This is a genomic window from Vreelandella profundi, assembly GCF_019722725.1.
In the GTDB taxonomy this organism is placed as follows: Bacteria; Pseudomonadota; Gammaproteobacteria; order Pseudomonadales; family Halomonadaceae; genus Vreelandella; species Vreelandella profundi.
The window spans coordinates 2,963,758-2,988,281 of record NZ_CP077941.1 but is presented as its reverse complement, the minus strand read 5'-3'; the positions used below and the strand labels follow the sequence as shown (position 1 = coordinate 2,988,281).

24 protein-coding genes are annotated in these 24,524 nt (G+C 53.8%); 23 read left to right on the top strand and 1 reads right to left on the bottom strand.

What is annotated here, in order from left to right; genetic code table 11:
• Nucleotides 1-45 precede the first annotated feature (45 nt).
• From KUO20_RS13650 to KUO20_RS13565, 18 genes are all read left to right on the top strand, one after another.
• On the top strand, nucleotides 46-816 hold the full coding sequence (locus tag KUO20_RS13650) for an amino acid ABC transporter substrate-binding protein (RefSeq protein ID WP_235040382.1): 771 nt from the start codon (nucleotides 46-48) through the stop codon (nucleotides 814-816).
• Between the two features lie 117 nt (nucleotides 817-933).
• Nucleotides 934-1,602, top strand: a complete 669-nt coding sequence (locus tag KUO20_RS13645; RefSeq protein WP_235040381.1) for an amino acid ABC transporter permease — start codon at nucleotides 934-936, stop codon at nucleotides 1,600-1,602.
• Entirely contained in the window at nucleotides 1,599-2,354 is a 756-nt protein-coding gene (locus KUO20_RS13640; protein ID WP_235040380.1) for an amino acid ABC transporter ATP-binding protein, read from the top strand. The genes KUO20_RS13645 and KUO20_RS13640 overlap by 4 nt, the downstream gene beginning before the upstream one ends.
• Before the next feature lie 72 nt (nucleotides 2,355-2,426).
• Nucleotides 2,427-3,992 carry an ATP-binding protein gene (locus KUO20_RS13635; RefSeq protein ID WP_235040379.1) on the top strand — a complete coding sequence of 522 codons (1,566 nt, stop codon included), beginning with the start codon at nucleotides 2,427-2,429 and terminating at the stop codon, nucleotides 3,990-3,992.
• A 42-nt stretch (nucleotides 3,993-4,034) separates the two neighbouring features.
• Nucleotides 4,035-5,606 (top strand): ATP-binding protein, encoded by a 1,572-nt coding sequence (locus tag KUO20_RS13630; RefSeq protein ID WP_235040378.1) that lies wholly within the window; start codon nucleotides 4,035-4,037, stop codon nucleotides 5,604-5,606.
• Nucleotides 5,600-6,412: a 3'(2'),5'-bisphosphate nucleotidase CysQ gene (gene cysQ, locus KUO20_RS13625; protein ID WP_422823082.1), complete on the top strand. Its 813-nt coding sequence runs from the start codon at nucleotides 5,600-5,602 to the stop codon at nucleotides 6,410-6,412. Before KUO20_RS13630 ends, cysQ begins: the two co-directional genes overlap by 7 nt.
• Nucleotides 6,413-6,614: 202 nt before the next feature.
• Nucleotides 6,615-6,881, top strand: a complete 267-nt coding sequence (rpsT, locus tag KUO20_RS13620; RefSeq protein WP_235040377.1) for a 30S ribosomal protein S20 — start codon at nucleotides 6,615-6,617, stop codon at nucleotides 6,879-6,881.
• Between the two features lie 122 nt (nucleotides 6,882-7,003).
• On the top strand, nucleotides 7,004-8,587 hold the full coding sequence (murJ, locus tag KUO20_RS13615) for a murein biosynthesis integral membrane protein MurJ (RefSeq protein WP_235040376.1): 1,584 nt from the start codon (nucleotides 7,004-7,006) through the stop codon (nucleotides 8,585-8,587).
• A gap of 82 nt (nucleotides 8,588-8,669) precedes the next feature.
• A complete protein-coding gene (gene ribF, locus KUO20_RS13610; protein ID WP_235040375.1) occupies nucleotides 8,670-9,779 on the top strand; it encodes a bifunctional riboflavin kinase/FAD synthetase in 1,110 nt (369 codons plus the stop codon).
• Nucleotides 9,763-12,621 (top strand): isoleucine--tRNA ligase, encoded by a 2,859-nt coding sequence (gene ileS, locus KUO20_RS13605; protein WP_235040374.1) that lies wholly within the window; start codon nucleotides 9,763-9,765, stop codon nucleotides 12,619-12,621. Before ribF ends, ileS begins: the two co-directional genes overlap by 17 nt.
• Before the next feature lie 64 nt (nucleotides 12,622-12,685).
• Nucleotides 12,686-13,183 carry a signal peptidase II gene (gene lspA, locus KUO20_RS13600; RefSeq protein WP_235040373.1) on the top strand — a complete coding sequence of 166 codons (498 nt, stop codon included), beginning with the start codon at nucleotides 12,686-12,688 and terminating at the stop codon, nucleotides 13,181-13,183.
• 19 nt (nucleotides 13,184-13,202) lie between these two features.
• Nucleotides 13,203-13,649: an FKBP-type peptidyl-prolyl cis-trans isomerase gene (gene fkpB, locus KUO20_RS13595; RefSeq protein ID WP_235040372.1), complete on the top strand. Its 447-nt coding sequence runs from the start codon at nucleotides 13,203-13,205 to the stop codon at nucleotides 13,647-13,649.
• Nucleotides 13,650-13,724: 75 nt separating this feature from the next.
• Complete coding sequence (ispH, locus tag KUO20_RS13590; protein ID WP_422823081.1) at nucleotides 13,725-14,720, top strand: 4-hydroxy-3-methylbut-2-enyl diphosphate reductase; 996 nt, start codon at nucleotides 13,725-13,727, stop codon at nucleotides 14,718-14,720.
• A 284-nt stretch (nucleotides 14,721-15,004) separates the two neighbouring features.
• Entirely contained in the window at nucleotides 15,005-15,400 is a 396-nt protein-coding gene (locus tag KUO20_RS13585) for a type IV pilin protein (protein ID WP_273543288.1), read from the top strand.
• Nucleotides 15,387-15,866 (top strand): type IV pilus modification protein PilV, encoded by a 480-nt coding sequence (pilV, locus tag KUO20_RS13580; protein WP_235040371.1) that lies wholly within the window; start codon nucleotides 15,387-15,389, stop codon nucleotides 15,864-15,866. Before KUO20_RS13585 ends, pilV begins: the two co-directional genes overlap by 14 nt.
• Nucleotides 15,863-16,348: a PilW family protein gene (locus KUO20_RS13575; protein ID WP_235040370.1), complete on the top strand. Its 486-nt coding sequence runs from the start codon at nucleotides 15,863-15,865 to the stop codon at nucleotides 16,346-16,348. The genes pilV and KUO20_RS13575 overlap by 4 nt, the downstream gene beginning before the upstream one ends.
• Nucleotides 16,345-16,779 carry a pilus assembly PilX family protein gene (locus KUO20_RS13570; RefSeq protein WP_235040369.1) on the top strand — a complete coding sequence of 145 codons (435 nt, stop codon included), beginning with the start codon at nucleotides 16,345-16,347 and terminating at the stop codon, nucleotides 16,777-16,779. The genes KUO20_RS13575 and KUO20_RS13570 overlap by 4 nt, the downstream gene beginning before the upstream one ends.
• A 93-nt stretch (nucleotides 16,780-16,872) precedes the next feature.
• Nucleotides 16,873-17,895: a tryptophan--tRNA ligase gene (locus tag KUO20_RS13565; RefSeq protein WP_235040368.1), complete on the top strand. Its 1,023-nt coding sequence runs from the start codon at nucleotides 16,873-16,875 to the stop codon at nucleotides 17,893-17,895.
• A 128-nt stretch (nucleotides 17,896-18,023) separates the two neighbouring features.
• Here the strand turns inward: KUO20_RS13565 and KUO20_RS13560 are convergent, their stop codons facing one another.
• Complete coding sequence (locus KUO20_RS13560) at nucleotides 18,024-18,542, bottom strand: Hcp family type VI secretion system effector (protein WP_096277924.1); 519 nt, start codon at nucleotides 18,540-18,542, stop codon at nucleotides 18,024-18,026.
• Between the two features lie 659 nt (nucleotides 18,543-19,201).
• Here KUO20_RS13560 and tssB point away from each other — a divergent pair.
• Genes tssB through tssG form a run of 5 tightly spaced genes read left to right on the top strand, consistent with a single transcriptional unit; the run spans nucleotide 19,202 to nucleotide 24,521 of the window.
• Nucleotides 19,202-19,705, top strand: a complete 504-nt coding sequence (gene tssB / locus KUO20_RS13555; protein WP_235040367.1) for a type VI secretion system contractile sheath small subunit — start codon at nucleotides 19,202-19,204, stop codon at nucleotides 19,703-19,705.
• Between the two features lie 56 nt (nucleotides 19,706-19,761).
• Nucleotides 19,762-21,249, top strand: coding sequence for a type VI secretion system contractile sheath large subunit (gene tssC / locus KUO20_RS13550; RefSeq protein WP_235040366.1), 1,488 nt, complete (start codon nucleotides 19,762-19,764; stop codon nucleotides 21,247-21,249).
• Between the two features lie 12 nt (nucleotides 21,250-21,261).
• Nucleotides 21,262-21,753 (top strand): type VI secretion system baseplate subunit TssE, encoded by a 492-nt coding sequence (gene tssE / locus KUO20_RS13545; RefSeq protein ID WP_235040365.1) that lies wholly within the window; start codon nucleotides 21,262-21,264, stop codon nucleotides 21,751-21,753.
• A gap of 18 nt (nucleotides 21,754-21,771) precedes the next feature.
• Nucleotides 21,772-23,535 carry a type VI secretion system baseplate subunit TssF gene (gene tssF / locus KUO20_RS13540; protein WP_235040364.1) on the top strand — a complete coding sequence of 588 codons (1,764 nt, stop codon included), beginning with the start codon at nucleotides 21,772-21,774 and terminating at the stop codon, nucleotides 23,533-23,535.
• Nucleotides 23,499-24,521, top strand: a complete 1,023-nt coding sequence (gene tssG / locus KUO20_RS13535; RefSeq protein WP_235040363.1) for a type VI secretion system baseplate subunit TssG — start codon at nucleotides 23,499-23,501, stop codon at nucleotides 24,519-24,521. Before tssF ends, tssG begins: the two co-directional genes overlap by 37 nt.
• Nucleotides 24,522-24,524 lie beyond the last annotated feature (3 nt).

Here is a 24,524-nt window from a genome sequence, read left to right as displayed (position 1 = left end):
ATAATCTTCATTAGCCTTTTTGCCACTTAAGAAGGAAGCAAAACGATGCGATTAACACGCCAGTTTAATCTTACCCTTGCGGCACTCTCACTCAGCGTTGCCGGCGGGTTGTTTGCCGCCTCAGCCCAGGCCGATACATTACGCGTGGGCATGTCCGGGGGCTATTTCCCGTTCACCTACGTTGAGCAAGACGAGCTTAAAGGCTTTGAGGTTGATGTCATGAACGCGGTGGGTGAGCTTTCCGGCGACGATATCGAGTTCGTTACCGCTAGTTTCTCTGGCCTGGCGGGCATGCTGGAGTCTGGGCGTATCGATACGATTGCCAACCAGATCACCATCACCCCTGAACGTGAAGCCAAGTACGTGTTTACTGCACCCTATGTGTATGACGGGGCTCAGGTGGTTGTGAGGGCGGGCAATGACGCCATTGAAGGCGTTGCAGATTTATCCGGCAAAAGTGTCGCAGTGAACCTAGGTTCTAACTACGAGCAGCTGTTGCGCGAACAGCCCAATGCCGATGAAATCGACATTCGCACCTACGAGTCTAACGTTGAGCAGGATGTGGCCTTGGGCCGTGTTGATGCCTTCGTGATGGATCGTGTGAGTGCATCGCAGGTCATTAGCGAGCGCGGTTTGCCGCTGATATTAGCGGGCCAGCCGTTTACCACTATCGAAAACGCGCTGCCGTTCCGCGATGACGAAGCGGGTCGTGAGCAGCGTGATCGTGTTGATGCAGCGCTGACAGAGCTGCGTGAAAGCGGGGCGCTGCGCGAGCTATCTGAGAAGTGGTTTAATACGGATATCACTCAGCCGTAACGCTTGGCCTAACCTGTTGAACGCGGCCGTGGCATTGCCACGGCCGTTTGCTTATAAGCGAAGTAGCTATTTTTACTTATAGGTTTACTTATATGTTGACTGATACGTTTAACTATCATGCTTAACCTTGAATATATGTGGGGGCTGCTGCCGGTTCTGCTGCGCTATTTGCCGCTTACCCTTCAAATGGCGACTACTGCCATGTTCTTTGCGCTGATCCTGGCATGTTTGCTGGCGGTCGTGCGCGTATCAAAAGTGCCGGTGTTAAACGGGTTTTCAATGCTGTTTATCTCGTTTTTCCGTGGTACGCCGCTGCTTGTTCAGCTGTTTTTGTTCTACTACGGTTTGCCGCAGCTGGTGGAGGCGTTGGTCTCGATTAATGGCGTTACGGCGGCGGTATTGGGAATCACGCTGCACTTTTCAGCGTACATGGCCGAGTCCATTCGTGCCGCGATTGTGGGAATAGACCGCAGCCAGACCGAAGCTGCGCTTTCCATTGGTATGACCCAGTCGCAGCTGATGCGACGGATTATTTTGCCGCAGGCCACCCGTGTAGCGACCCCCACGCTGATGAACTACTTCATCGATATGATTAAAGCGACCTCACTGGCGTTCACGCTGGGGGTCACTGAGCTGATGGGCGCGACTCAAAAAGAGGCGGCGGGCAGCTTTTTGTATTTAGAGGCGTTCTTGCTAGTGGCGCTTATCTATTGGGCGGTGGTGGAAGTGCTTTCCTGGGGGCAGCGCCGGTTAGAAACGTATCTGAATAAGGCCTACCAACGATGATTTCGCTGCAAGGCATTACCAAGCGCTTTGGCGCCCATACGGTGTTTCACGATGTCGATTTAAACCTGTCGCAAGGCGAGATCATTGTGATCATCGGTCCTTCAGGCACCGGTAAGTCAACGCTGCTGCGCTGTATTAACTTCCTTGAACGACCGGATTCAGGCCGCCTGCAGGTGGGCGACTTGAGTATCGATACCCAGCGCGCCAGCCGGGCAGATATTCTTGCTCTGCGCCGTCGTACGGCGTTCGTGTTTCAGAGCTACGGCCTGTTCGCTAATAAAACCGCGCTTGAGAACATCAGCGAAGGCATGATCGTGGTGGATAAGCTGCCCAAAGCGAAGGCGTATGCGCGGGCCAGGGAAATTTTAGAGCGAATCGGGCTGGCTGATAAAGCGGATGCCTACCCAGCCTCGCTTTCCGGCGGCCAGCAACAGCGGGTAGGCATTGGCCGTGCCATGGCGGCCAACGCCGATGTGATTTTATTTGATGAGCCTACTTCGTCCCTTGACCCGCAGTGGGTAGAGGAAGTGTTGAGCCTGATGAAGCAGCTGGCGGTTGAGCGCCAAACGATGATCGTCGTGACCCACGAAATGCAGTTCGCTAGAGAAGTCGCTGATCGCGTGGTGTTTATGGATGACGGCGGTATCGTTGAGCAAGGCCCGCCTGAAACGCTATTCACCGCGCCCAAAGATGAGCGCACGCGGCACTTTTTACGCAAAATTTTAGGCCCCTCAGGGCAGGCCGTGCCTTAAGCGTCGCTATGGCTGAGAAAGGCCCTGTGCATGCTATGCTGCTTTTAAGCTCACCTGCTTCTTGAGATGGCTATGTCGACTATCAATCAGCTCAAACTCCCCATTGGCGTACAGAACTTCGATAAGCTCCGTTCGGGAGATTATTACTACGTCGATAAAACGGCCTTTCTTCACAGGCTTGTCGAAGAGGGTGGTTACTTTTTCCTTTCTCGCCCGCGCCGTTTTGGTAAAAGCCTGCTGATAGATACCCTGCGCTGCCTGTTTGAAGGTCGTAAAGCGCTTTTTGAAGGGCTTTATATTTATGATAAGTGGGATTGGCAAACGCAGTACCCGGTGATTCGCTTAAGCTTTGCGGATGGAGTGATGGCTAGCCGTGAAGAGCTGGATATTCATATCCATGAACTGCTACGCGCTGAGGCGGATCGCTTTGGGGTTGTTTTTAAGAACACGTCCATCTCTGGGTGTTTTCGTGAGCTGATTCATGCTGTACGTGAACAGCGTGGTGAACGCGTGGTGGTGCTGATCGACGAATACGATAAACCCATTTTGGATAATATTTTGGCCCATGAGCGGGCGCGTGAGTTGCGCGAAGGGCTCAAGAACCTTTACAGCGTGCTCAAAGATGCCGACCCGCATTTGCGCTTTGTGCTGCTCACCGGGGTCTCGAAGTTCAGTAAGGTCAGCCTGTTCTCTGGGCTGAATAACCTAAACGATATTACGCTGGATGCACCGTACGCCTCTATTTGTGGCTATACCGATGAGGACGTTGATAGCGTGTTCGCCCCAGAGTTACCTGGGTTAGACCGTGCTCAAATCAAGCGTTGGTATAACGGGTATCGTTGGGGAGGGCAGGACGTCACCGCCGTTTATAATCCCTCTGACGTGCTGCTGCTTTTTCAAAAACGCCAGTTTGGCCCTTATTGGTTTGAGAGCGCGACGCCCACGTTTTTGGTAGAGATTTTAAGGCAGCGTGGCGTGTTTACGCCGTCATTGGATCAACTTGAGACCGAAGCAGAGCTGCTCGGCCGTTTCGATGTCGATTATATTGCCACTGAGGCGCTGCTGTTCCAAACAGGTTACCTGACCATTAAGCAGGTGGAAGAGCCCATGCTGGGGTATCGGCTGTATACCCTGGGCTTTCCCAATCAGGAAGTTGAAACCAGCCTAAACCAAGCGCTGCTGCCGATGCTGGGCGTCGAGCACGCTGCTCGCGAGCGTAAAACGTTGTTTACTCGCCTGCGTGACCATGATCTGGCGGGTCTTGAGGTGCATCTCAAGGCGCTTTACGCGGGGCTGCCGCATGACTGGTACCGCAATAATCCGATTGCTCAATACGAAGGCCATTATGCGAGTGTCTTTTATAGCCACTTCGCTGCCTTGGGCATCAACGTGACGGTGGAAGACGCTAGCCATTTCGGCAAAGTTGATATGACGGTGGACTTTGCCGGGCACCTTTACGTATTTGAATTTAAGGTGGTCGAGCAGCTGCCAGAAGACAGCGCATTGGCGCAGATTAAAGCCAAAGGCTACGCCGATAAATACCGTGCCCAAGGAAAGCCTATTCACTTAGTGGGCGTAGAGTTTTCCCGGGAGCAGCGCCAGATTGTTGGGTTTGATGTGGAGACGCTCTCAAAATGACCGTCGTCGTACGAAAGTGCCCATTAGCTTTTCGAGGTGACAATGCCCACTGACCATCAGCTCAAACTACCCATTGGCGTGCAGACCTTCGCAGATATTCGTGAGGGCGATTACTATTATGTTGATAAAACGGCGCATCTCCATCGTTTAAATGAAGAAGGAAAATACTTTTTCCTTTCTCGACCGCGTCGTTTTGGTAAAAGCCTGCTGTTAGATACCTTGCGCTGCCTGTTTGAGGGGCGTAAAGCGCTTTTTGAAGGCCTGTATATCCATGATAAATGGGATTGGAAAACGCAGCACCCGGTGATTCGCTTAAGCTTTGCGGATGGGGTGATGGCTAGCCGTGAAGAGCTGGATATCCATATCCGCTATCAGCTTACTCAGCATCGCGAGCGCCTGGGTATTGAGAGCGAGCGCCCAGAATTAATTGCCAACGATTTTTCTGATTTGATTCGGCGTGCCCATCAAAAATTTGGCCAGCGCACGGTGGTGCTGATCGACGAATACGATAAGCCCATTTTAGATAATATTTTGGCCCATGAGCGGGCGCGTGAGCTTCGCGAAGGGCTCAAAAATCTCTATAGCGTGCTGAAGGATGCTGATCCACATTTGCGCTTTGTGCTGCTCACCGGGGTCTCGAAGTTCAGTAAGGTCAGCCTGTTCTCTGGGCTGAATAATCTAAACGATATTACGCTGGATGCGCCTTACGTCTCTATTTGTGGCTATACCGATGAGGATGTTGACAGCGTGTTCGCCCCTGAATTGCCGGGGTTAGACCGTGCTCAAATCAAGCGTTGGTATAACGGATATCGTTGGGGAGGGCAGGACGTCACCGCCGTTTATAATCCCTTTGACGTGCTGCTGCTTTTTCAAAAACGCCAGTTTGGCCCTTATTGGTTTGAGAGCGCGACGCCCACGTTTTTGGTAGAGATTTTAAGGCAGCGTGGCGTGTTTACGCCGTCATTGGATCAGCTTGAGACCGAGGCAGAGCTGCTCGGCCGTTTCGATGTCGATTATATTGCCACTGAGGCGCTGCTGTTCCAAACGGGTTACCTGACCATTAAGCAGGTGGAAGAGCCCATGCTGGGGTATCGGCTGTATACCCTGGGCTTTCCGAATCAGGAAGTTGAGACCAGCCTAAACCAAGCGCTGCTGCCGATGCTGGGCGTCGAGAACGCTGCTCGCGAGCGTAAAACGTTGTTTACTCGCCTGCGTGACCATGATCTGGCGGGTCTTGAGGTGCATCTCAAGGCGCTTTATGCAGGGCTGCCGCATGACTGGTACCGCAATAATCCGATTGCTCAATACGAAGGCCATTATGCGAGTGTCTTTTATAGCCACTTCGCTGCCTTGGGCATCAACGTGACGGTGGAAGACGCTAGCCACTTTGGCAAAGTTGATATGACGGTGGACTTTGCCGGGCACCTTTACGTCTTTGAATTTAAGGTGGTCGAGCAACTGCCAGAAGGCAGCGCATTGGCGCAGATTAAAGCCAAAGGCTACGCCGATAAATATCGTGCCCAGGGAAAGCCTATTCACTTAGTCGGCGTAGAGTTTTCCCGTGAGCAGCGCCAAATCGTTGGATTTGATGTGGAGACGCTCCCGGCGTGCTAAATATCACCACGAAATTGTTGAAGAGCATATTGCTGGAAAAAGTGGAGCAGCTGGCTGTTGAAGCTGGCGAGGCGATTATGCAGGTATATTGCCGTGAGTTTGCCGTTGAGCTTAAGGCCGACCATAGCCCGCTAACCGAGGCGGATAAAGCCGCGCATGTGATTATTGTGCGGGGCTTGCAAGCGCTGACGCCTGACGTGCCGGTGCTCTCTGAAGAAGATACTCAGCGTTTTGAAGGCGCTAACGCCGATGGGTTTTATTGGCTGGTGGACCCGCTGGATGGCACCAAAGAATTCATTAAGCGCAACGATGAGTTCACCGTCAATATCGCGCTAATTGAGCGCGGACAGCCGGTGCTGGGCGTTGTGGTGGCGCCGGCTTTATCGCTTACCTATGTGGCTGCCAGCGGCCTAGGCGCATTTAAAATTGCCGTAGACGGGAAATATGTGGCGATTCATACCGACCCAGCGCCGCTAGAAGGGCAGCCTTGGCGCGTGCTGGGAAGCCGCTCGCACCCTGATCCGCGGATGGCGGATTGGTTAGCGGCGCTTGGGAAGCACAGCGTTCAGCCAATGGGCAGCTCGTTGAAATCATGTTTGATTGCGGAAGGCCGCGCCGATGTTTACCCACGCTTTGGGCCAACCAGCCTGTGGGATACGGCCGCCGCCCAGGCGATTGTTGAGCAAGCGGGCGGGCGAATAGTGACATGTGAAGGAAAACCCCTAGACTATTCCACTCCGGCGCAATTGCTTAACCCGGATTTTGTAGTGTGGGGAGGCTCCGTTTTACCCTCGCCCGCATATTGACAACTGCTAGCAAGCACGCCTAGCGCGTGATAGACTACGCCATCCTGTTAAGCAAGAATTTTGAAAAGGCAGTGCTAAGCAACTGTCTTTTATGCTTTTTTGTAGGGTGAAACGTTGTGCTGTGGTGGTAGCGCAGTCGACGAATACATATTTAATTTCGTTGCCGCTTATCGGCAACCTTTATTCTCCAAGGAGATACCCTGTGGCGAACAGCAAGCAAGCACGCAAGCGCGCCCGCCAGGCCGAGACACGTCGCGTCCTGAAATCCAGCCAGCGCAGCATGGTCCGCACCTACATTAAGCGTGTAGTGAAAGCGATCAGCACCGGCGACCACGCTAAGGCAATGGAAGAGTTCAAGGCCATGCAGCCGGTCGTTGACCGTATTGCTGACAAAGACGTGCTGTCTAAGAAGAAAGCAGCTCGCCTGAAGAGCCGTTTGAACAAGCGTATTAAAGCACTGGCGGCGTAAGCCGACAGGCGCCATAAAAAACCGGCTGCGGCCGGTTTTTTTGTGTCTGAATGGTTTCTCTAGATGCAGTTTCTAAATACGATCTCTAGATACGTTTTTTGGGCGGGTTTTCTGGATAGCTTATGACGGCGACAAAAACACCCAATACTTCCCCCGATGTCTCGTCAGCCCGCCGTGGGCTAATGCGCTCTGGCCTCGTGGTGAGTGCGATGACCATGCTGTCGAGGGTCATGGGGCTTGCGCGTGATGTGGTGGTCGCTACGCTTTTAGGGGCAGGCGGCGGCGCCGATGCGTTTTTCGTCGCGTTTAAAATCCCTAATTTCCTGCGCAGGCTGTTTGCGGAAGGGGCCTTCAACCAAGCCTTTGTGCCCGTGCTTTCAGAGTATTCCACCCAGCGTAATCGCGAAGAAATTCGTGAACTACTGAACGCCACCGCCGGCAGCTTAACCGCGATATTGGCGCTGATTACCGCCGTGGCAATGCTCTGCGCGCCGTGGCTCATTTGGGTGTTTGCCCCTGGCTTTGGGCGTGATCCTGAGAAGCTCGCGCTCACTGCGGACATGCTGCGGCTAACGTTCCCCTATTTGCTGCTGATTTCGCTCACTGCGTTTTCCGGCAGCGTCATGAATACCTGGAATCGCTTTGCGGTCCCCGCGTTTACGCCGGTGCTGCTTAACCTTTCGCTAATCGGCGCAGCGCTGTTCTTAATGCCGATGATGGAAGAGCCGGCCATGGCGCTGGCCTGGGGCGTGCTGATCGCCGGGGTTGCGCAGTTGGCTTTTCAAGTACCGTTTTTACTGCGCTTAGGGCTGATGCCGACGCCGTGGCCCAATTTTGCCCATGAAGGCGTGCGGCGAATTCTAAAGCTGATGGGCCCGGCGCTGTTTGGGGTATCGGTATCGCAAATTAATTTATTGCTGGATACCGTGCTGGCCTCATTGCTGGCCGCGGGCAGCGTGTCGTGGCTTTACTATTCAGACCGTCTCGTCGAGCTGCCGCTGGGCGTTTTCGGGGTGGCGATTGGTACGGTGATCTTGCCCGCGCTGTCGAAACGCCATGCCGACCAGTCCAAAGAGCACTTTGCAGCGATGCTCGATTGGGCTATTCGCATTGTATTGTTGTTAGGCTTGCCGGCGGCGTTGGCGCTGGCGGTGTTGGCGGAGCCGCTGTTGATTACGCTATTTCATTACGGCGCAATGACCGACAACGACATTCAAATGGCGGCCATGAGCCTAAGGGCGTACGCCTTCGGCCTAGTTGCGTTTATGCTAATTAAAGTGCTGGCGCCAGGGTTTTTCGCCCGTCAGGATACGCGTACCCCGGTGAAGGTGGGTATTATTGCCATGGTTGCTAATATGGCCCTGAACCTGGTGCTGATATGGCCTTTGGCCCATGCCGGGCTGGCACTAGCGACGGCGCTTTCTGCGTTTCTAAACGCGGGCTTGCTGGGCTATTTGCTGCATAAACAGGGTGTGTTGGTCTTTCAGCCTGGTTGGAAACGCTACGCTGTACAGCTGGTGGGCGGCAGTACGCTGATGTGCGGGGCGCTTTATTTTGTTGCCCCTGACTGGCAGGCGTGGCTGACCTTTAGCCTTTGGCAGCGGATAGCCTGGGTGAGCGGTTTAGTAATGTTGGGTGGCTCGCTTTACGCTGCGTGGCTGGCGGCATTTGGCCTGCGCTTTCGGCATTTTAAAATGCAATCGTAAGACTGCGCGCTAGCGGGTGTATTTGTTACACGGCGGGTTCGTTATAATCAGAGGCTTTATGTCCTCTAACGGCTGAGGTGCCATGCGCGTCATTCGAGGTCTGCACAACTTAAAAGCGGCTCATCGTGGCTGCGTTGCAACGATCGGAAACTTCGATGGGGTGCATCGTGGCCATCAAGCCATTCTTCAGCAGTGCCGCGAGCATGCGGCGCGCTGGAATGTGCCGCTTACCGTGGTGGTGTTTGAACCCCAGCCACGCGAGTTTTTTGCCGGTGATCAAGCGCCGCCACGTTTAACGCGGTTGCGTGAAAAGGTCCGCTTGCTGCGTGATTTTGGCGCCGAGCAGGTGCTGGTCCTGCCATTTAACGAGGCACTGCGCAGCCTGACCGGGCGTGAGTTTATCGATCAGGTGCTGATTGATGGCTTGGGCGTTAAGCATCTTGTGGTGGGCGATGACTTCCGCTTTGGCTGTGACCGTCTTGGTGACTTCGCGCTGCTGGCAGACGTCGGGAGCACCCAGGGCTTTGGCGTAGAGCACACGCGCACCTTTACCGTGGACGACGAGCGCGTTTCCAGTACGCGAGTACGTACCTTGCTGGCCAGTGGCAATTTTTCCGCCGCTGCGCGCCTGCTTGGTCGGCCCTATTCGTTAGATGGGCGCGTGGTACGCGACCAGCAGTTAGGTCGCACGATTGGCGTACCGACTGCAAACCTGCCGCTTCTACCCCAGCCGCTAACGCTACGCGGTGTGTTTGCAGTCATCGTTGAGCTTGAAAATGGCCGGCGCTACCCGGCAGTCGCCAACGTAGGGTTTCGGCCCACGGTGGGGTCAAAACGGCCGACGCTAGAGGTGCACCTGCTGGATTTTAGCAGCGACCTTTACGGCCAGCACATGACGGTTTTTCCCTGTACGCGCCTGCGCGGCGAGGTGAAGTTTGACGGCCTTGATGCGTTAAAAGCGCAAATTGAACGCGACCAGGCCCGCGCTCGCCAGTACTTTGCGGCGACTCCGGGTGATCAAGACAGCTCTGCCCCAGATCGTTCTGAACAAGACAGCTCTCTTCCGCTGGCCTCGGCTCCGCTTGAGCGTGAGGCTGCCGTTTCGATGACGACTGTTGCTAAGACGACTGTTTCCAAGACAATTTCTTCTGATTCTTCTTCGGCGGATGACGCCGATGCTAACAACGGCTGACCAGACCATGGATTATAAGCACACGCTGAATTTGCCTGAAACTGACTTCCCTATGCGCGGCATGCTGCCTAAGCAGGAGCCGGGGCGAGTTTCCCAGTGGCAGGATATGAATATTTACCAGCGCCTGCGGGAAGCACGTGCAGGCGCGCCGCTGTTTGTGCTTCACGATGGCCCTCCCTACGCCAATGGCAGTATCCATATTGGTCACGCCGTTAATAAGATTCTTAAAGACATTATCGTTAAGTCGAAAAACTTAGCCGGTTTCGACGCCCCCTATGTGCCGGGTTGGGACTGCCACGGCCTGCCCATTGAGCACAAGGTAGAAACGACCCACGGCAAGCACCTTGAGCCGAGCAGAGCTCGTGAGCTTTGCCGTGAATACGCGGGTGCCCAAGTTGAAACGCAGCTGGCCGACTTTGTGCGCTTGGGCATTATCGGCGATTGGGATCATCCCTACCGCACCATGGATTACGCCAATGAAGCCGGCGAGATCCGTGCGCTAGCCGATATGGTGGAAGCGGGCTACGTGTTTAAAGGCCTGAAGCCGGTTAACTGGTGCTTTGACTGTGGCTCGGCGCTGGCGGAAGCCGAAGTGGAGTATGCGGATAAGAAATCAGACGCCATCGACGTGGCTTTTCCGGTGGAAGATGCCGACAAGCTTGCCGCGGCCTTTGGCCTAAGCGAGTTGCCCAAGCCTGCTGCCGTGGTCATCTGGACCACCACGCCGTGGACTATTCCCGCTAACCAGGCGCTGAACGTTCACCCTGAGTTCACCTATGCATTGGTTGATACCGGCGAGCGTTTGCTGCTGCTAGCAGAAGAGCTGGTGGCAAGCTGCCTAGAGCGCTTTGGCCTGGAGGGTGAGGTGATTGCCACCACGCAAGGTGCCAAGCTCGATCTGATCAATTTCCGTCACCCGTTCTATGATCGCCTGTCGCCGATTTATCTAGCCGACTACGTGGAGTCAGAGGTCGGCAGTACCGGTATTGTCCACTCTGCGCCGTCTTACGGTATGGATGACTTTGTCACCTGCCGCGAGCATGGCATGGAGTTCGACGACATGTTGAACCCGGTGCAGGGTAACGGTGTGTACGCTGACGACCTGCCGTTCTTCGGCGGCCAGATGATTTGGAAAGCCAACCCGCATATCATCGAGAAGCTGCGCGACGTTAATGCGCTGATGGCGCATACCCCAATCAAACATAGCTATATGCACTGCTGGCGCCATAAAACGCCGGTGATCTACCGCGCTACGGCGCAGTGGTTTGTGGGCATGGATATTCAAGGCAAAGGCGGCAAAACCCTGCGCGAGAGCGCGTTGGAGGGCATTGCCGCCACGTCGTTTACGCCCGCCTGGGGTCAAGCGCGCTTGCACAGCATGATTGCGAACCGCCCAGACTGGTGTATCTCCCGCCAGCGCAACTGGGGCGTGCCCATTCCGTTTTTCCTTCACAAGCAAACGGGCGAGCTGCATCCGCGTACCGTTGAGCTGATGGAAGAGGCTGCCAAGCGCGTTGAGCAAGAAGGAATCAACGCCTGGTTCCGCCTTGATCCCGCTGAATTGCTGGGTGCTGAGGCCGCTGAGTACGATAAAGTCACCGACACTCTCGATGTGTGGTTCGACTCCGGTACCACCCACCGCCACGTATTGCGCGGCTCGCACCCGCACGGCCATGAAAGCGGCCCGCGTGCCGACCTGTATCTGGAAGGCTCTGATCAGCACCGCGGTTGGTTCCATTCTTCGCTGCTCACCGGCTCGGCGATTGACGGCCATCCGCCGTATCGCCAACTGCTGACCCATGGTTTTACCGTGGATTCCCAGGGCCGTAAGCAGTCCAAGTCACTGGGCAACGTGGTCGCCCCTCAGGAAGTGATGGATAAGCTGGGCGGCGATATTCTGCGTCTGTGGGTCGCCTCTACCGATTATTCCGGTGAAATGGCCGTATCGGACGAAATCTTGAAGCGCACGTCTGACGTCTACCGTCGCATTCGTAACACTGCCCGCTTCCTGCTTTCAAACCTTAACGGGTTTGATCCTGAGCATAACCAAGTGGCCTTTGGCGACATGCTGGCGCTAGACCAGTGGGTAGTCGATCGCGCCGCCCAGCTGCAGGTGCGCATTGAAAAAGCCTATGAAGAATATCGCTTTTTAGATGTTTACCAGCAGGTGCATGGCTTCTGTGCGCGTGAGCTAGGCGGCTTCTATCTCGACGTTATTAAAGATCGCCAGTACACCACGCAAACGGATTCACTGGCGCGCCGCAGTGCGCAAACCGCGCTGTATCATGTGGTTGAAGCACTGAGCCGTTGGATTGCACCGATTCTCTCGTTCACTGCTGAAGAGATCCACGAGAATATCCCCGGTAAACGCGGCGATAGCGTGCTGCTTGAAACATACTACACCGGCCTTGCCACGCTAGATGAAAGCGCTGACCTGGGGCGCGCCTTCTGGGAGCAGGTATTGGAAGTTAAGCACTCGGTGAATAAGTGCCTGGAAGACGCGCGTAATGCCAAAGTGATTAAGGGTAGCCTTGCCGCCGAGGTCACGCTGTATGTCAGCGATGAGCTGCAGGCGACGCTGGCCAAGCTAGGCGATGAGCTGCGTTTTGTGATGCTGACCAGCGATGTCACGCTCAAGCCTTTAGCAGACGCGAGTGATTCAGCGGAAACAACCGAGCTTGATAGCTTGAAAGTCGCGGTTAGCACTAGCGAAAACACCAAGTGCGAGCGCTGCTGGCACCACCGTCCGGATGTCGGCACTCATGCTGATCACCCTGATTTGTGCGGTCGCTGCATTAGCAACCTTCCCGAAGGCAACGGCGAGATTCGTTACTATGCCTAATGCTGCCAATACGCCCGGTGATTCCAATACACCAAACGCTAGCAACGTTAGTGAGCGGCCGCCTATGAAGCGGCCCTTGAGCTGGCTATGGATCGCCGCGGCGGTGATCGTGCTCGATTTGCTCACCAAGTACGTGGCCAGCAGCCAGCTTGGCTACGCACAGCCGGTGGAAGTGCTGCCCTTTTTCAATCTCACTTTACTGCATAACCCAGGCGCGGCGTTTAGCTTCTTAGCCACGCATCCGGGCTGGCAGCGCTGGTTTTTTGCCATTATTGCGGTGGGCGCCAGCATCGCCTTGACGATATGGCTGTCGCGTGTCAAAAACGATGAAAAGCTGCTGGCGATTGCGTTACCCCTGATTATTGGTGGCGCTTTAGGCAATCTGTATGATCGCCTCGTACATGGCTATGTGGTTGATTTTCTTTCTTTCCATGTGGCGGGATGGTACTACCCGGCCTTTAACGTGGCGGATATTGGCATCACCCTGGGCGCTGTCGCGCTGATCTGGGAATCTATCATGGGGGAGCGGCGGCGCAAGAAAGCGCACGCGGCTTCTCATTAATCGACTATTGAGAGCTGTAATGAGCGACTACCGTATCGATGATGGCATGGAAGTGACGCTACACTTCACCTTGAAGCTAGAAGATGGCACGCTGGTGGATTCAACCAAAGACAAAGCGCCGGCAACCTTTGAGTTTGGCGATGGCAACCTGCCACCAGGCTTTGAGCACCCGATTAAAGGCTTAGGCGCCGGGCAGAACGGGAGTTTTCAAATTACCCCCGAACATGCGTTTGGCCAGCACAATCCGCAGAATATCCAAACGCTGAAGCGGGCCGACTTTGGTGATGAAGCGCCGGAAATAGGCATGGTCATGTCGTTTGCCGATAAAGCGGGAACGGAATTGCCTGGTGTGGTCAAAACGATCGACGGCGATCGCATTGAGGTCGATTTTAATCATCCGCTAGCGGGCCGTACGCTCACGTTTGAAGTGGAAGTGCTGGACGTTAAGCCCGCCACCACGCACTAGGCTTACTATTACTAGGACAAGCACTAGCGACGTTCTTATTCACTAAGCGATGCGCTTACGCATCAAGGCGCTACTATGCAATCGATGCAACCTATGCAACCGACGCAAGCACAGCCCATACAGATCAAATTGGCCAATCCACGTGGCTTTTGCGCCGGCGTGGATCGCGCTATCGATATCGTTAACCGTGCCCTGGATGTCTTTGGCCCGCCTATTTATGTGCGTCACGAAGTCGTGCATAACCGGTTTGTGGTTGAAACGCTGCGCGCCCGTGGGGCTGTGTTTGTAGAAGAGCTGGATGAAGTGCCGGACGATGTCATCGTGATTTTCTCTGCCCACGGCGTGTCTCGCGCGGTTCAAGCAGACGCCGAAAGGCGTGGCTTGAAGGTCTTTGATGCCACCTGCCCGCTGGTGACCAAAGTACACCTGGAAGTGTTGCGCTATGCCAAGCGCGGTCAAGAGTGTGTGCTTATCGGCCACGAGGGCCATCCTGAAGTGGAAGGCACCATGGGGCGTTACGACACCTCGCTCGGTGGACATATCTACTTGGTAGAAGATGAAGAAGACGTGGCGAAGCTTGACGTGCGCGATCCTTCGCAGCTGGCTTTCGTGACACAAACCACGCTTTCGATGGACGACACTGCCAAGGTCATTGCTGCGCTGCGCGGCAAGTTCCCTGCGATCCAGGGGCCGCGTAATGACGATATCTGCTACGCCACGCAAAACCGTCAGGACGCCGTGCGCGAGCTAGCCGATCAGAGTGATTTGTTGCTAGTGGTGGGTAGCCCGAATAGCTCTAACTCAAACCGCTTGCGTGAGCTCTCAGAGCGCATGGGTACCCCGGCCTATCTGATCGACAATGCCGAGCAGATTGACCCTCAGTGGCTTGAAAATGTAGCCCATGTTGGCGTTACCGCCGGTGCTAGTGCTCCTGAAGTATTGGTCAAAGGCGTTATTGCTAAGCTGCAAAGCCTCGGTGCTGCCGTGCCGGAAGAGCTGCAGGGGCGCGAAGAGACCATTACTTTCTCTATGCCTAAAGAGCTACGTGAAAAGGTCATCGTGAGCGGCTAGGCATCGTGTATTCATCTGTGACATGCTAACTTTAGTATGCTTTTTAAGCACTGTTTTTAAGAGCTATTGTTAGGTACTTGGGTTTGTACGAAAAGTCGCTGAGCGAAGGTCAGGCAAGGCAAAAAGCAGCGAAAAAACGGAGTTTACGTGTGTAAATGAGTATTTTGAGCTGATTTTTAACGCCGCATGGTCGAGCGGAAGCATTTTTCGTGCAAAGCCTAATCTCTAAGTGCTATATCTGCTCGCTAAGCCGTATGAGCGGATTGACCCAGGAGAAAAGTCGCATGTCCTATGCTCCTCATTCCTCCACTGGCCGTTTTCCGTTGAGCGGCCAGCTGGGTTTTACCTTGATTGAACTAATGATCGTGGTCGCTATCATTGGCGTGATTGCGTCCATTGCCTACCCCAGTTATACCCGCTACGTGCAGCAATCCATGCGCACGGATGCTCATGCAGGCCTAATGCAGGCAGCCTCTGAGCTTGAGCGCTGCTACTCGCGTACCTATTCCTATCATGACTGTGCCATTGGTGAGCTGTCTCCCGATCAGCACTATGCCATCGCGTTAACATCCCACGATAGCGGCTATATGTTAACCGCCAGCTCGCCTAAAGAAGACGGCTGCGCTGAAGACTTGCGCTTAACAGCACGTGGTGAAAGGTTGCCTAATGCGTGTTGGTGAGCCGAGCCCGCAGCGGGGCTTTAGTTTAATCGAGGCATTGATTGCGCTGGTGATTCTGTCCGTTGGTTTGCTCGGCGTGGCGGCCATGCAGCTAAAGGCGTTACACAGCGCCACGAACGGCTATCAGCATTCGATAGCCAATCTAGCCGCCGTGGATGCACAGGAGCGCCTCTGGGCTGAGCTGGCAAGCACCGATGTTGATAGCTGCGCCAGTATTGATGTCGAAGCAGACTGGAAGGCTCATTGGTTTGGTGATAATGGTTTTGGAGAGCGGGGTTTTGGCGACACTGCATCGAACCCGCTGCGCGGCACGGATGAGTCAGCAACTAGCATACGGCGCTCTGGGTGTGAATTTACCATTGTGATTGCGCTGGCGAGTCGTGAAGATGACGCTGCATCAAATACGCTAAACGATACGATGAGCTATACGCTTATCCTGCCTGATTTAGCGGGAAGCGGGCGATGACGAGCGGTCAAAGGGGCTTTACGCTGGTTGAAGTGATGGTGGCCATGGCGATTGGCACGGTCATTATTTTGGGAGCTGGCCAACTGTTTCTAACCACCTTCCAAACGTTTAGGGCCGTGGATGCCGTTAGCCGCAAGCAAGAGGCGTTAGTCTTTGCGGTGAATACACTTACCCAAGCGGCGCGCCAAGGCAATATAGCGAATTACGCCATAACGCCTGATGAGCGGCAAACCGATGGCGGTACGCGCCACTACTGTGTGCTTCAAGATGAGCGTCAAAGTCAGCCCTTGGTTGATCTCGCCCAGGTCGATAGCGCGGTCGACTGCCCGGCGCTTTACGAAGCCAATGCTGATGGTGTGTCGACTAGCGTAACGCTACTTGTCGGTGACTGCAGGGAAAGCGCTAATGAAACGTGCGACCAGTTTACGCTGATGGTGAGTGAGCGTGACAAGGTGGCAGCCCTTCTGGAGGCTCGCTCATGAGGCAGCAGCGGGGCGCGGCGTTAGTGGTTGTCATGGCACTGCTTTCTGCCGCGTTGATGTTAGGTATGTCGGGTATGCAGAGCGCATTGATTGACGAGCGCTTAGCGGGTAACTACCGCGCAGTAGTGCAGGCCACGATGAACGCTGAGTCTGCCTATTCGAAAGCGCTAGAGGTAGCGTTCAAACAAGATATGGATGCACTAGATTGGGGGGCGGAAACGTACTCACGCAGTGCGATTGAAGAAATGACGTGGGATGATATTGCTCATCTCGGGCAGGTTAATGACCAATGCGCAGCCGAAACGGCCGTGTGTTTCTATTTGCCGTTAATCATTGATGATAAAAAGAGCCTCGTTGCGTTTGGCGCGCTATATGCAAATCAAGAAGGGCCTGTGGTGGTGGGTCATCCTTACTTTTTATTTCTTGAGTAAATGCCTGAATTTAGAGACTAACCGCAGTTGTCGCATCGCAATGTCGATGCACGTATCATATTGCCATGTACGTTCAACGATGAGCCAAAAACCATGAGTCAGTCTGCTAAAACCCGCGTTCTTACCGGTATTACTACCACCGGCACGCCCCATTTAGGCAACTATGTTGGAGCGATCAAGCCTGCCATTGAGGCAAGCCAGGATCCTAACGTTCAATCGTTTTACTTTCTGGCTGATTACCATGCGTTGATCAAGTGCCCAGACCCGAAGCGTGTTCAAGAATCACGGCTGGAGATTGCCGCGACCTGGCTGGCGCTGGGGTTAGATACTGACAATGCCATTTTCTATCGTCAGTCGGACATTCACGAAATCCCCGAGCTGATGTGGATGCTTTCCTGCGTATGCGCCAAGGGGCTGATGAACCGTGCCCATGCTTATAAAGCAGCGGTAGCAGAAAATGAAGAAGCGGAAAATCAAGACGCTGATAAAGGCATCACTATGGGGCTGTTTGGCTACCCTGTGCTGATGGCCGCGGATATTTTAATGTTCAATGCCAACAAGGTGCCGGTCGGGCGTGACCAAATTCAGCATATCGAAATGGCGCGTGATATCGCTGGGCGCTTTAACCACCTCTATAAAGGTCAGCATTTTGCCCTGCCTGACGCTGTCGTCGACGATAAGGTGCCGCTGCTGAATGGCTTAGATGGTCGTAAAATGTCCAAAAGCTACGATAATACGATTCCGCTGTTTGTCGCTGAGAAAAAGCTGCAAAAGCTGGTGCGTAAGATTAAGACCAATTCGCTAGAGCCGGGTGAGCCAAAAGACCCCGATAGCTGCACGCTATTCCAAATCTACTCGGCGTTCGCCACGTCAGCAGAGTCCGCTAGCCTGCGTGATCAGTACGCGGAAGGTATTGGCTGGGGCGATGCAAAAAATCAGTTGTTTGATTACTTGAACGCTCAGCTAAGCGCCCCGCGTGAGCGCTATAACGAGCTAATGGCAGACCCTGCTCACATTGAGACAGTGCTGCAAAAAGGCGCCGAGCGCGCCCGCGAAGAAGCCACGCAGACCATGGACCGTTTGCGTGCCGCCGTAGGCCTTGGGCGGTTTGTTTAGGCGCCTGGTCTTATGACCTTTTAGCTGTCTTAGCATCTGACGAAAAAGCCCCTTCCAAAGGGGCTTTTTTTTGCAACATACTCTGCGCTTTGACGCGCGGCTTTGCAGGCTCGTTTTAACGGTTCTGCTTAGCCTTCAATCGGAGCGCGCCAGTCGTCAGAACCGGAAGTGCCGGCAACGGTGTGTTCCCAATCGATTTTGCGGTAAGCCAGTGACACATCCATCAACTGAGTAAACTCAGATTTGTTGATGTCCTGGGCATGTGGCATGCGCAGGTTGATATCAACGATCGTGGCATCAGTCAATGTGGTGGTAAAGAAGTGTTCCTGCTTACCTTCAACAGACGTGCGGTACCAGTTGAGTGCTACGTTAGGCAGCATTTCCCCAGACGCAAGAGCGTTGTACATCAACGGTACTGATTTGTTGAGAGCAACGGTAAAGATAAAAGGTTTATGAGCGCGCTGGCCGGAAGGCTGACCAGACTGCGGGTCAGTCGGTACGGTAACCACATGCTTGAACTCTTGAACTAGCATCTCGTCTTCGTGGCCTTCAACATAAATGTTGCCGACAGAGTCCGGCGTAAAGGCGCCAGCGGTAATGTTACCCTGAGTTTGGCCTTCGATGCTGATATAACATGGTGTTGGCATGGTCTGCTCCTTGACTTAAATATTGAAAGAAATGTCATGCGGACTCAATATATAAGGCAAGGGCTATGCCACTTATAATTTAATCAATAATTTCAATAATTTATTTATAATAATGTTGATTGTTAATTATTATTAGGCAAAATATTGCCTACTTTAAGCAACTCTTTGCTTGCATGGCAACGAATTGCTCATTCATTTTTGATTATAAATTTAGACTATTTTTTATAGTAATTTGTGACTGCTTTTGGTTTCATTAAGTAACGTAAGTATTAAAAGCACGGTGTATATTTTCTTTTATTCAACCTCTAATCAGCTGAATCGTTAAGGCGCTATCCATTTCAGCTGTCTCATTTGTGCGTGATTTCAGTCAATAACCTTAAGAGATTGCCGACAGAGTTTGTAAGAGATATCTTACAAATTATGATTAGATAATTAGTTTTAATTATTATTTTGATCGTTTTCAGCCCAACTTCTTAAAACGTGACGCTAACATGGCGTAAATTCTATTTTGCTGGCTGAATGATTAATGATGCTTAGGCAGCTGAAGCGTTGTAGGTAGAGAAGCCGTGATTGGTGCCCGTCCAAGCAATTCGTTACCGTCCCTAGATTGAGAACTATTAACAGTTACATTGATACATTTCTCTCCAGGGCTAAATTCCATGGCTAAGCAAGGAACCGTTGCGCCGAAAGAGCGCATCAATATCAAGTATGTGCCAGCTACCGGTGATCAGCAGTCCGAAACGGAACTGCCGCTCAAGCTAATGGTGGTGGGTGACTTTAAGGGGGGGGAAGAAGAAACCCCTATTGAAGAGCGCCAGGCCGTCTCTGTTGATAAAAACAACTTCCAGTCGGTCATGCGTGAAGCGGGGCTGAACTTGCAGACCGCGGTGCCTAACCGGCTGGATGAAGGTGATGAAGCGGGCGATATCGCTGTCAATCTAGATTTCAAATCACTCGAAGATTTTTCGCCTGACGCAGTCGCAAAGCAGGTGCCTGAATTACGCAAGCTCGTTGAATTGCGCGAAGCGCTGGTGGCCTTGAAAGGGCCGCTGGGGAACGTGCCTGCTTTTCGTGACCGGCTGCAGAAGCTGCTGGAAAACGACGAAGCACGCCAGCAGCTGTTAAACGAGCTGCATTTGCTGGATGCCGATAAGGATAAATAAATCCTAGGTATTAGCAGCGTTTTTTCAATGCGATATAGCGTATTCGAGGCACAGTGATGAGTAAGTCAGCAAAGCAGCAGGGCACAGCGGCATCGGTAGAGACAGAAGCAGAGGTATCGCTACTTGATCAGGTTATGGCGCAAACGCGCATGGCGCCTGCCGATGAAGGGTACGACGTTGCTAAGCAGGGCGTGGCAGCGTTTATTGCTGAGCTGCTGAATGGCGGCGAGGCGGCCCCTAAGGTCAATAAATCACTTGTTGATAACATGATTGTTGAGCTTGATCGCAAAATTAGTCATCAAGTTGATGAAGTCTTACACGAAACCAACTTTCAGCAGCTAGAGTCAGCGTGGCGCGGCTTGAAACTGTTGGTTGATCGCACCGATTTTCGTGAAAATATTAAGCTTGATGTGCTGCATGCGACCAAAGAAGAGCTGCTAGAAGACTTTGAATTCGCCTCTGAAATCAGTCAGAGCGGCTTATATCAGCACGTTTATAATGCTGGCTACGGCCAGTTCGGCGGTGAGCCCGTTGCCGGTATCATTGGCCATTATGACTTTTCACCTTCCACGCCGGATATGAAGCTACTGCAGTATGCGTCAGCCGTAGGCGCCATGGCGCACGCGCCGTTTATGTCATCTGTTGCCCCTTCGTTTTTTGGTATCGATAGCTTTGAGGAGCTGCCGAATATCAAAGACTTCAAGGCGATTTTTGAAGGGCCAAAATATGCTCGCTGGCGCAGCCTGCGTGAGTCAGAAGACGCCCGCTACCTGGGCTTAACCGCACCACGCTTTTTGCTGCGAACGCCCTATGATCCGGTAGAAAACCCCATCAAGACCTTTAACTACCGTGAAAATGTGAGTGACGGCCACGAAGACTATCTGTGGGGCAATACCGCTTACCTTTTAGCCGAGCGGCTAACCGATAGCTTTGCCAAGTATCGCTGGTGCCCCAATATCATTGGGCCACAAAGCGGCGGGTCGGTTGAGAATTTACCCGTGCACACCTACGAAGCGCTGGGCCAGCTTCAGGCAAAAATTCCTACCGAGGTGTTAATCACCGACCGACGCGAGTTTGAAATGGCCGAAGAGGGCTTCATTTCACTAACCATGCGTAAGGGTAGCGATAACGCTGCGTTCTTTTCAGCCAACTCCGTTCAAAAGCCCAAGGTCTTCCCCAACACCCCTGAGGGTAAAGCGGCAGAGACTAATTTTAAGCTGGGCACACAGCTTCCCTACATGTTCATCATCAACCGCTTGGCGCACTACGTAAAAGTGCTTCAGCGTGAGCAGATCGGTTCCTGGAAGGAGCGTCAGGATCTTGAGCGTGAGTTGAATGCTTGGATCCGCCAGTACGTGGCTGATCAGGAAAATCCCCCTGCAGATGTGCGTAGCCGCCGCCCGCTGCGTGCCGCCTCTATTCAGGTTTCTGATGTTGAGGGTGAGCCAGGCTGGTACCAAGTTTCCATGTCCGTGCGTCCGCACTTTAAATACATGGGTGCTAACTTTGAACTCTCACTTGTTGGACGCCTCGACAAAGAATAAAGGGACGCCGTCATGGCAACTGACAGCGGTGGATTGCTGAGAAGTGGGTCGTTGAGAAGCAAGTCGTTGATAAATGAATCGCAGGGAAGAGAGTCGTTGGGGAGCCGCTTATTCGAACGCCTTGCGGCGCCTCACCAGCCCGTGCTGCGGGACGAAGGCGACGAGCTAATGGCGGTGGTGGCGTCGGTCAAGCGCCACTTGGTTGATTTGCTCAATAGCCACCCAGGCAATAGTGCGTGCGCTCCTGAGCTGGGGCTGCTTGATTTCAACGACGCCACGATCGGCGTGTTGGATCTAGAGCTCAATATTCAGCAAGCCATCCGCCAGTGTATTGAACGCTTTGAGCCGCGAGTCAAGCGCGTGGACGTTGAGTCGTTGCCCAATCACGGTGACCCGCTGCAGCTACGTTTTCAGGTGCATGCAACGGTTGCGCTGGGCAAAGATAACACCCACGCCACGATCGATTTGTTGCTTAACAACAAGCGTTATCAGTGCCTTAACTGATAGGCCCAAGAGGCACGCATGCTTAATCGCTACTATCGAGATGAACTCAACTTCTTGAAGCGTCAGGGGCGGGAGTTTGCGGATGCAAACCCCGGCCTGAGCCGCTTTCTTTCTGAGCGTAGCACGGACCCTGACGTAGAGCGTTTGTTAGAGGGGTTCGCTTTCCTCACTGGCCGAATGCGCGAGAAGGTGGATGATGAGTTCCCGGAACTCACTCACTCCTTAATCAGCATGCTGTGGCCGAACTACCTTCGCCCCGTGCCCAGCATGACCGTGGTGCAGTTCACGCCGACGTGGCACGCGCTAAGCCAGCAGCAGCAAGTGCCGCGTGGCACTGAACTTGCCAGCGAGCCGGTAGACGGTACAGCGTGCCAGTTTCGTACCTGCCATGACGTGGTGCTTTATCCGTTAGCGCATGCCGGTGTAGATGCCCGCCATACGCGCGAATCGTCTATCGTTGAGCTGACCATGGACGTACGCAGCGATCAGCCGATGAATGCCATGGGAATTAACGCTCTGCGCCTGCATTTGGGCGGCGATGGCTATACCGCTCGTACGCTGTACCTATGGATGAGCCATTACCTGGCCCGCCTTGAGTTAGAGATCGACGGTAAGGTACAGACATTACCCGCTAGAGCTTTAAAAGCCGTTGGGTTTGAGCGCGATCAGGCACTGCTGCCGTACCCGCAGAACGTTCATCAAGGTTACCGCATCCTGCAGGAGTACCTTTGCTTTCCTGAGGCGTTCCATTTTTTCGATGTGCTGAATCTAAACCAGTATTTGCCTGCGGAAACGGCGCGCAGCGTGACGTTGCGCTGTGTGTTTTCACGCATATTGCCGACCGATGCGCGGGTGCAAGATGAGCACTTGGCGCTGTACTGCACGCCGGCGATTAATCTCTTTGAGCATGATGCTGAACCCATCGATTTAAGCGGTGAGCGCAGCGAATACCGTATTCGACCTAGCAGCCGATCGCCTTCTCACTACGAGGTATTCAGCGTTGATCAGGTGCAGGGCGGGTTGGCGGGTGAGCATGCGGATGCCCAAGGTAATCCAAGAAACTACGTCCCGTTTGAAAGCTTTCAACACCAAATAGAGCAAGACCGGGGGCGTGAAGCGCTGTATTACCGCGTTCGCGTGCGCGACAGCCTGCGCAGCGATGGCTTTGATCATGACATTGCGTTTGTTCGCGGTGATGAGCGGGCCCGCGTGGGGCGTCGTGAAACGATCTCTTTACAGTTGACCTGCAGCAACCGTGAGCTGCCCGAGCAATTGACCATTGGCGACCTGTGCGTGCCAACCGAAGAGAGTCCCGCTTACGCTGCTTTTCGCAATATCACCCGGCCAACGCCGGTGCTGCGGCCTGCGCTTGACGATGGGCTGCTGTGGATACTGATTTCTAATCTGTCGCTTAACTATCTCTCGCTGCTTGAGCGTGATGCGCTGTGTTCGGTACTACGAGCGTATGACTTTCGTGCGCTGGTGGACCGCCAGGCTGAACGGGTGGCGCAAAAACGCTTAGCCGGGATTATTGATATCGACACCCAGTCGGTGGATCGGCTGCGTAAAGGGCTGCCCGTGCGCGGCTTACGTTCGGTGATGACGCTTGATCAGGAAGCCTTTGGCGATGAAGGCAGCCTCTATTTGTTTGGTAGCGTGCTGGCGCGTTTCTTTTCGCTTTACGCAAGCATCAACTCTTTTCACGAGTTGCATGTCATTAATCGCCATAACCAAGAGCGCTACACATGGACCTTACAGGCGGGGCAGCAGCCCCTAATGTAGCGCTTGCCCCCGTGATTCAGGGGGCGCGACGCTATGAGTTTTATCAACTCGTCGAGCTTCTGCACCGGCATCATGGCGATGACTTAGAGCAGCGGCATGGCGGTAGCGTGCCCTCCTTTCAGCGAGTGCGCTACAACGCATCGGCGTCGCTAGGTTTTCCCAGCAGTGATGTGCTCGCCCTGCGAGAAAGCCAGGAAGGTCAGTATGAGATGGAAGTCAGTTTTCTTGGTTTGCAGGGCTCGCAGTCCCCGCTACCCGGTTACTACTTGGAAGCATTGGCGCATAGCGCCGCCCATCAGGAAGGTGCCGCGGGTGATTTTCTAGACTTTTTCAACCATCGGCTGCTGACGCTCGCCCATCGTAATTGGCGTAAATATCGCCATTACGTGCGCTATCAAGATGACGCTACCGATGGTTTTTCCGCCGCCATCTTTGCGTTGGTTGGGCTAGCAGACAGCGATCTGCGCGGCGAAACGCCGATCAACTGGAGCAAAATGCTCGCCTACGCGGGCCTGTTAGCGGGGCGGTCGCGCTCGCCTGATGTGGTGTGCGGCATTGTGGGCCACTGCTTTGATTTAGCCAGTGTCGAGATAGACGAGTGGGTGATGCGCTGGGTAGAAATTCCAGCGGATCAGCGAAGCCGCACGGGCATGGCGGGAATGACCCTAGGAGAAGATATGGTCGCCGGGGATCGTGTCGCCGATGTTAAAGGCAAATTTGCACTTTGTTTGCGCGGGCTGAGCTTGGCGCGTTTCAGAGATTTTCTGCCCGACGGTGAAGAACACAAACCGCTACGAACGCTAGTGAGCTTTGTACTGCGCGAGCCGCTGGCCTACGACCTTGAACTTGAATTATTGGAGAGCGAGGTCAAGCCGATGCGCTTAGGCGACGCCGGCTCATGCCAGCTTGGGTGGACCACGTTTGTCGACCCAGAAAGCGACGACAGCACAGCGCGCCGCTGTGTACGCATTCAGATGACGAGTTAAGCC

Coding starts and splice junctions, on each gene's coding strand:
- KUO20_RS13630 (WP_235040378.1), top strand. CDS start 4,035: ATGCCCACTGACCATCAGCTCAAACTACCCATTGGCGTGCAGACCTTC.
- tssF (WP_235040364.1), top strand. CDS start 21,772: ATGCTTAATCGCTACTATCGAGATGAACTCAACTTCTTGAAGCGTCAG.
- ileS (WP_235040374.1), top strand. CDS start 9,763: ATGCTAACAACGGCTGACCAGACCATGGATTATAAGCACACGCTGAAT.
- KUO20_RS13645 (WP_235040381.1), top strand. CDS start 934: ATGCTTAACCTTGAATATATGTGGGGGCTGCTGCCGGTTCTGCTGCGC.
- KUO20_RS13640 (WP_235040380.1), top strand. CDS start 1,599: ATGATTTCGCTGCAAGGCATTACCAAGCGCTTTGGCGCCCATACGGTG.
- tssE (WP_235040365.1), top strand. CDS start 21,262: ATGGCAACTGACAGCGGTGGATTGCTGAGAAGTGGGTCGTTGAGAAGC.
- tssC (WP_235040366.1), top strand. CDS start 19,762: ATGAGTAAGTCAGCAAAGCAGCAGGGCACAGCGGCATCGGTAGAGACA.
- KUO20_RS13635 (WP_235040379.1), top strand. CDS start 2,427: ATGTCGACTATCAATCAGCTCAAACTCCCCATTGGCGTACAGAACTTC.
- fkpB (WP_235040372.1), top strand. CDS start 13,203: ATGAGCGACTACCGTATCGATGATGGCATGGAAGTGACGCTACACTTC.
- tssB (WP_235040367.1), top strand. CDS start 19,202: ATGGCTAAGCAAGGAACCGTTGCGCCGAAAGAGCGCATCAATATCAAG.
- murJ (WP_235040376.1), top strand. CDS start 7,004: ATGACGGCGACAAAAACACCCAATACTTCCCCCGATGTCTCGTCAGCC.
- tssG (WP_235040363.1), top strand. CDS start 23,499: ATGGACCTTACAGGCGGGGCAGCAGCCCCTAATGTAGCGCTTGCCCCC.
- ispH (WP_422823081.1), top strand. CDS start 13,725: ATGCAATCGATGCAACCTATGCAACCGACGCAAGCACAGCCCATACAG.
- KUO20_RS13565 (WP_235040368.1), top strand. CDS start 16,873: ATGAGTCAGTCTGCTAAAACCCGCGTTCTTACCGGTATTACTACCACC.
- KUO20_RS13570 (WP_235040369.1), top strand. CDS start 16,345: ATGAGGCAGCAGCGGGGCGCGGCGTTAGTGGTTGTCATGGCACTGCTT.
- ribF (WP_235040375.1), top strand. CDS start 8,670: ATGCGCGTCATTCGAGGTCTGCACAACTTAAAAGCGGCTCATCGTGGC.
- lspA (WP_235040373.1), top strand. CDS start 12,686: ATGAAGCGGCCCTTGAGCTGGCTATGGATCGCCGCGGCGGTGATCGTG.
- pilV (WP_235040371.1), top strand. CDS start 15,387: ATGCGTGTTGGTGAGCCGAGCCCGCAGCGGGGCTTTAGTTTAATCGAG.
- KUO20_RS13560 (WP_096277924.1), bottom strand. CDS start 18,542: ATGCCAACACCATGTTATATCAGCATCGAAGGCCAAACTCAGGGTAAC.
- KUO20_RS13650 (WP_235040382.1), top strand. CDS start 46: ATGCGATTAACACGCCAGTTTAATCTTACCCTTGCGGCACTCTCACTC.
- KUO20_RS13575 (WP_235040370.1), top strand. CDS start 15,863: ATGACGAGCGGTCAAAGGGGCTTTACGCTGGTTGAAGTGATGGTGGCC.
- KUO20_RS13585 (WP_273543288.1), top strand. CDS start 15,005: ATGTCCTATGCTCCTCATTCCTCCACTGGCCGTTTTCCGTTGAGCGGC.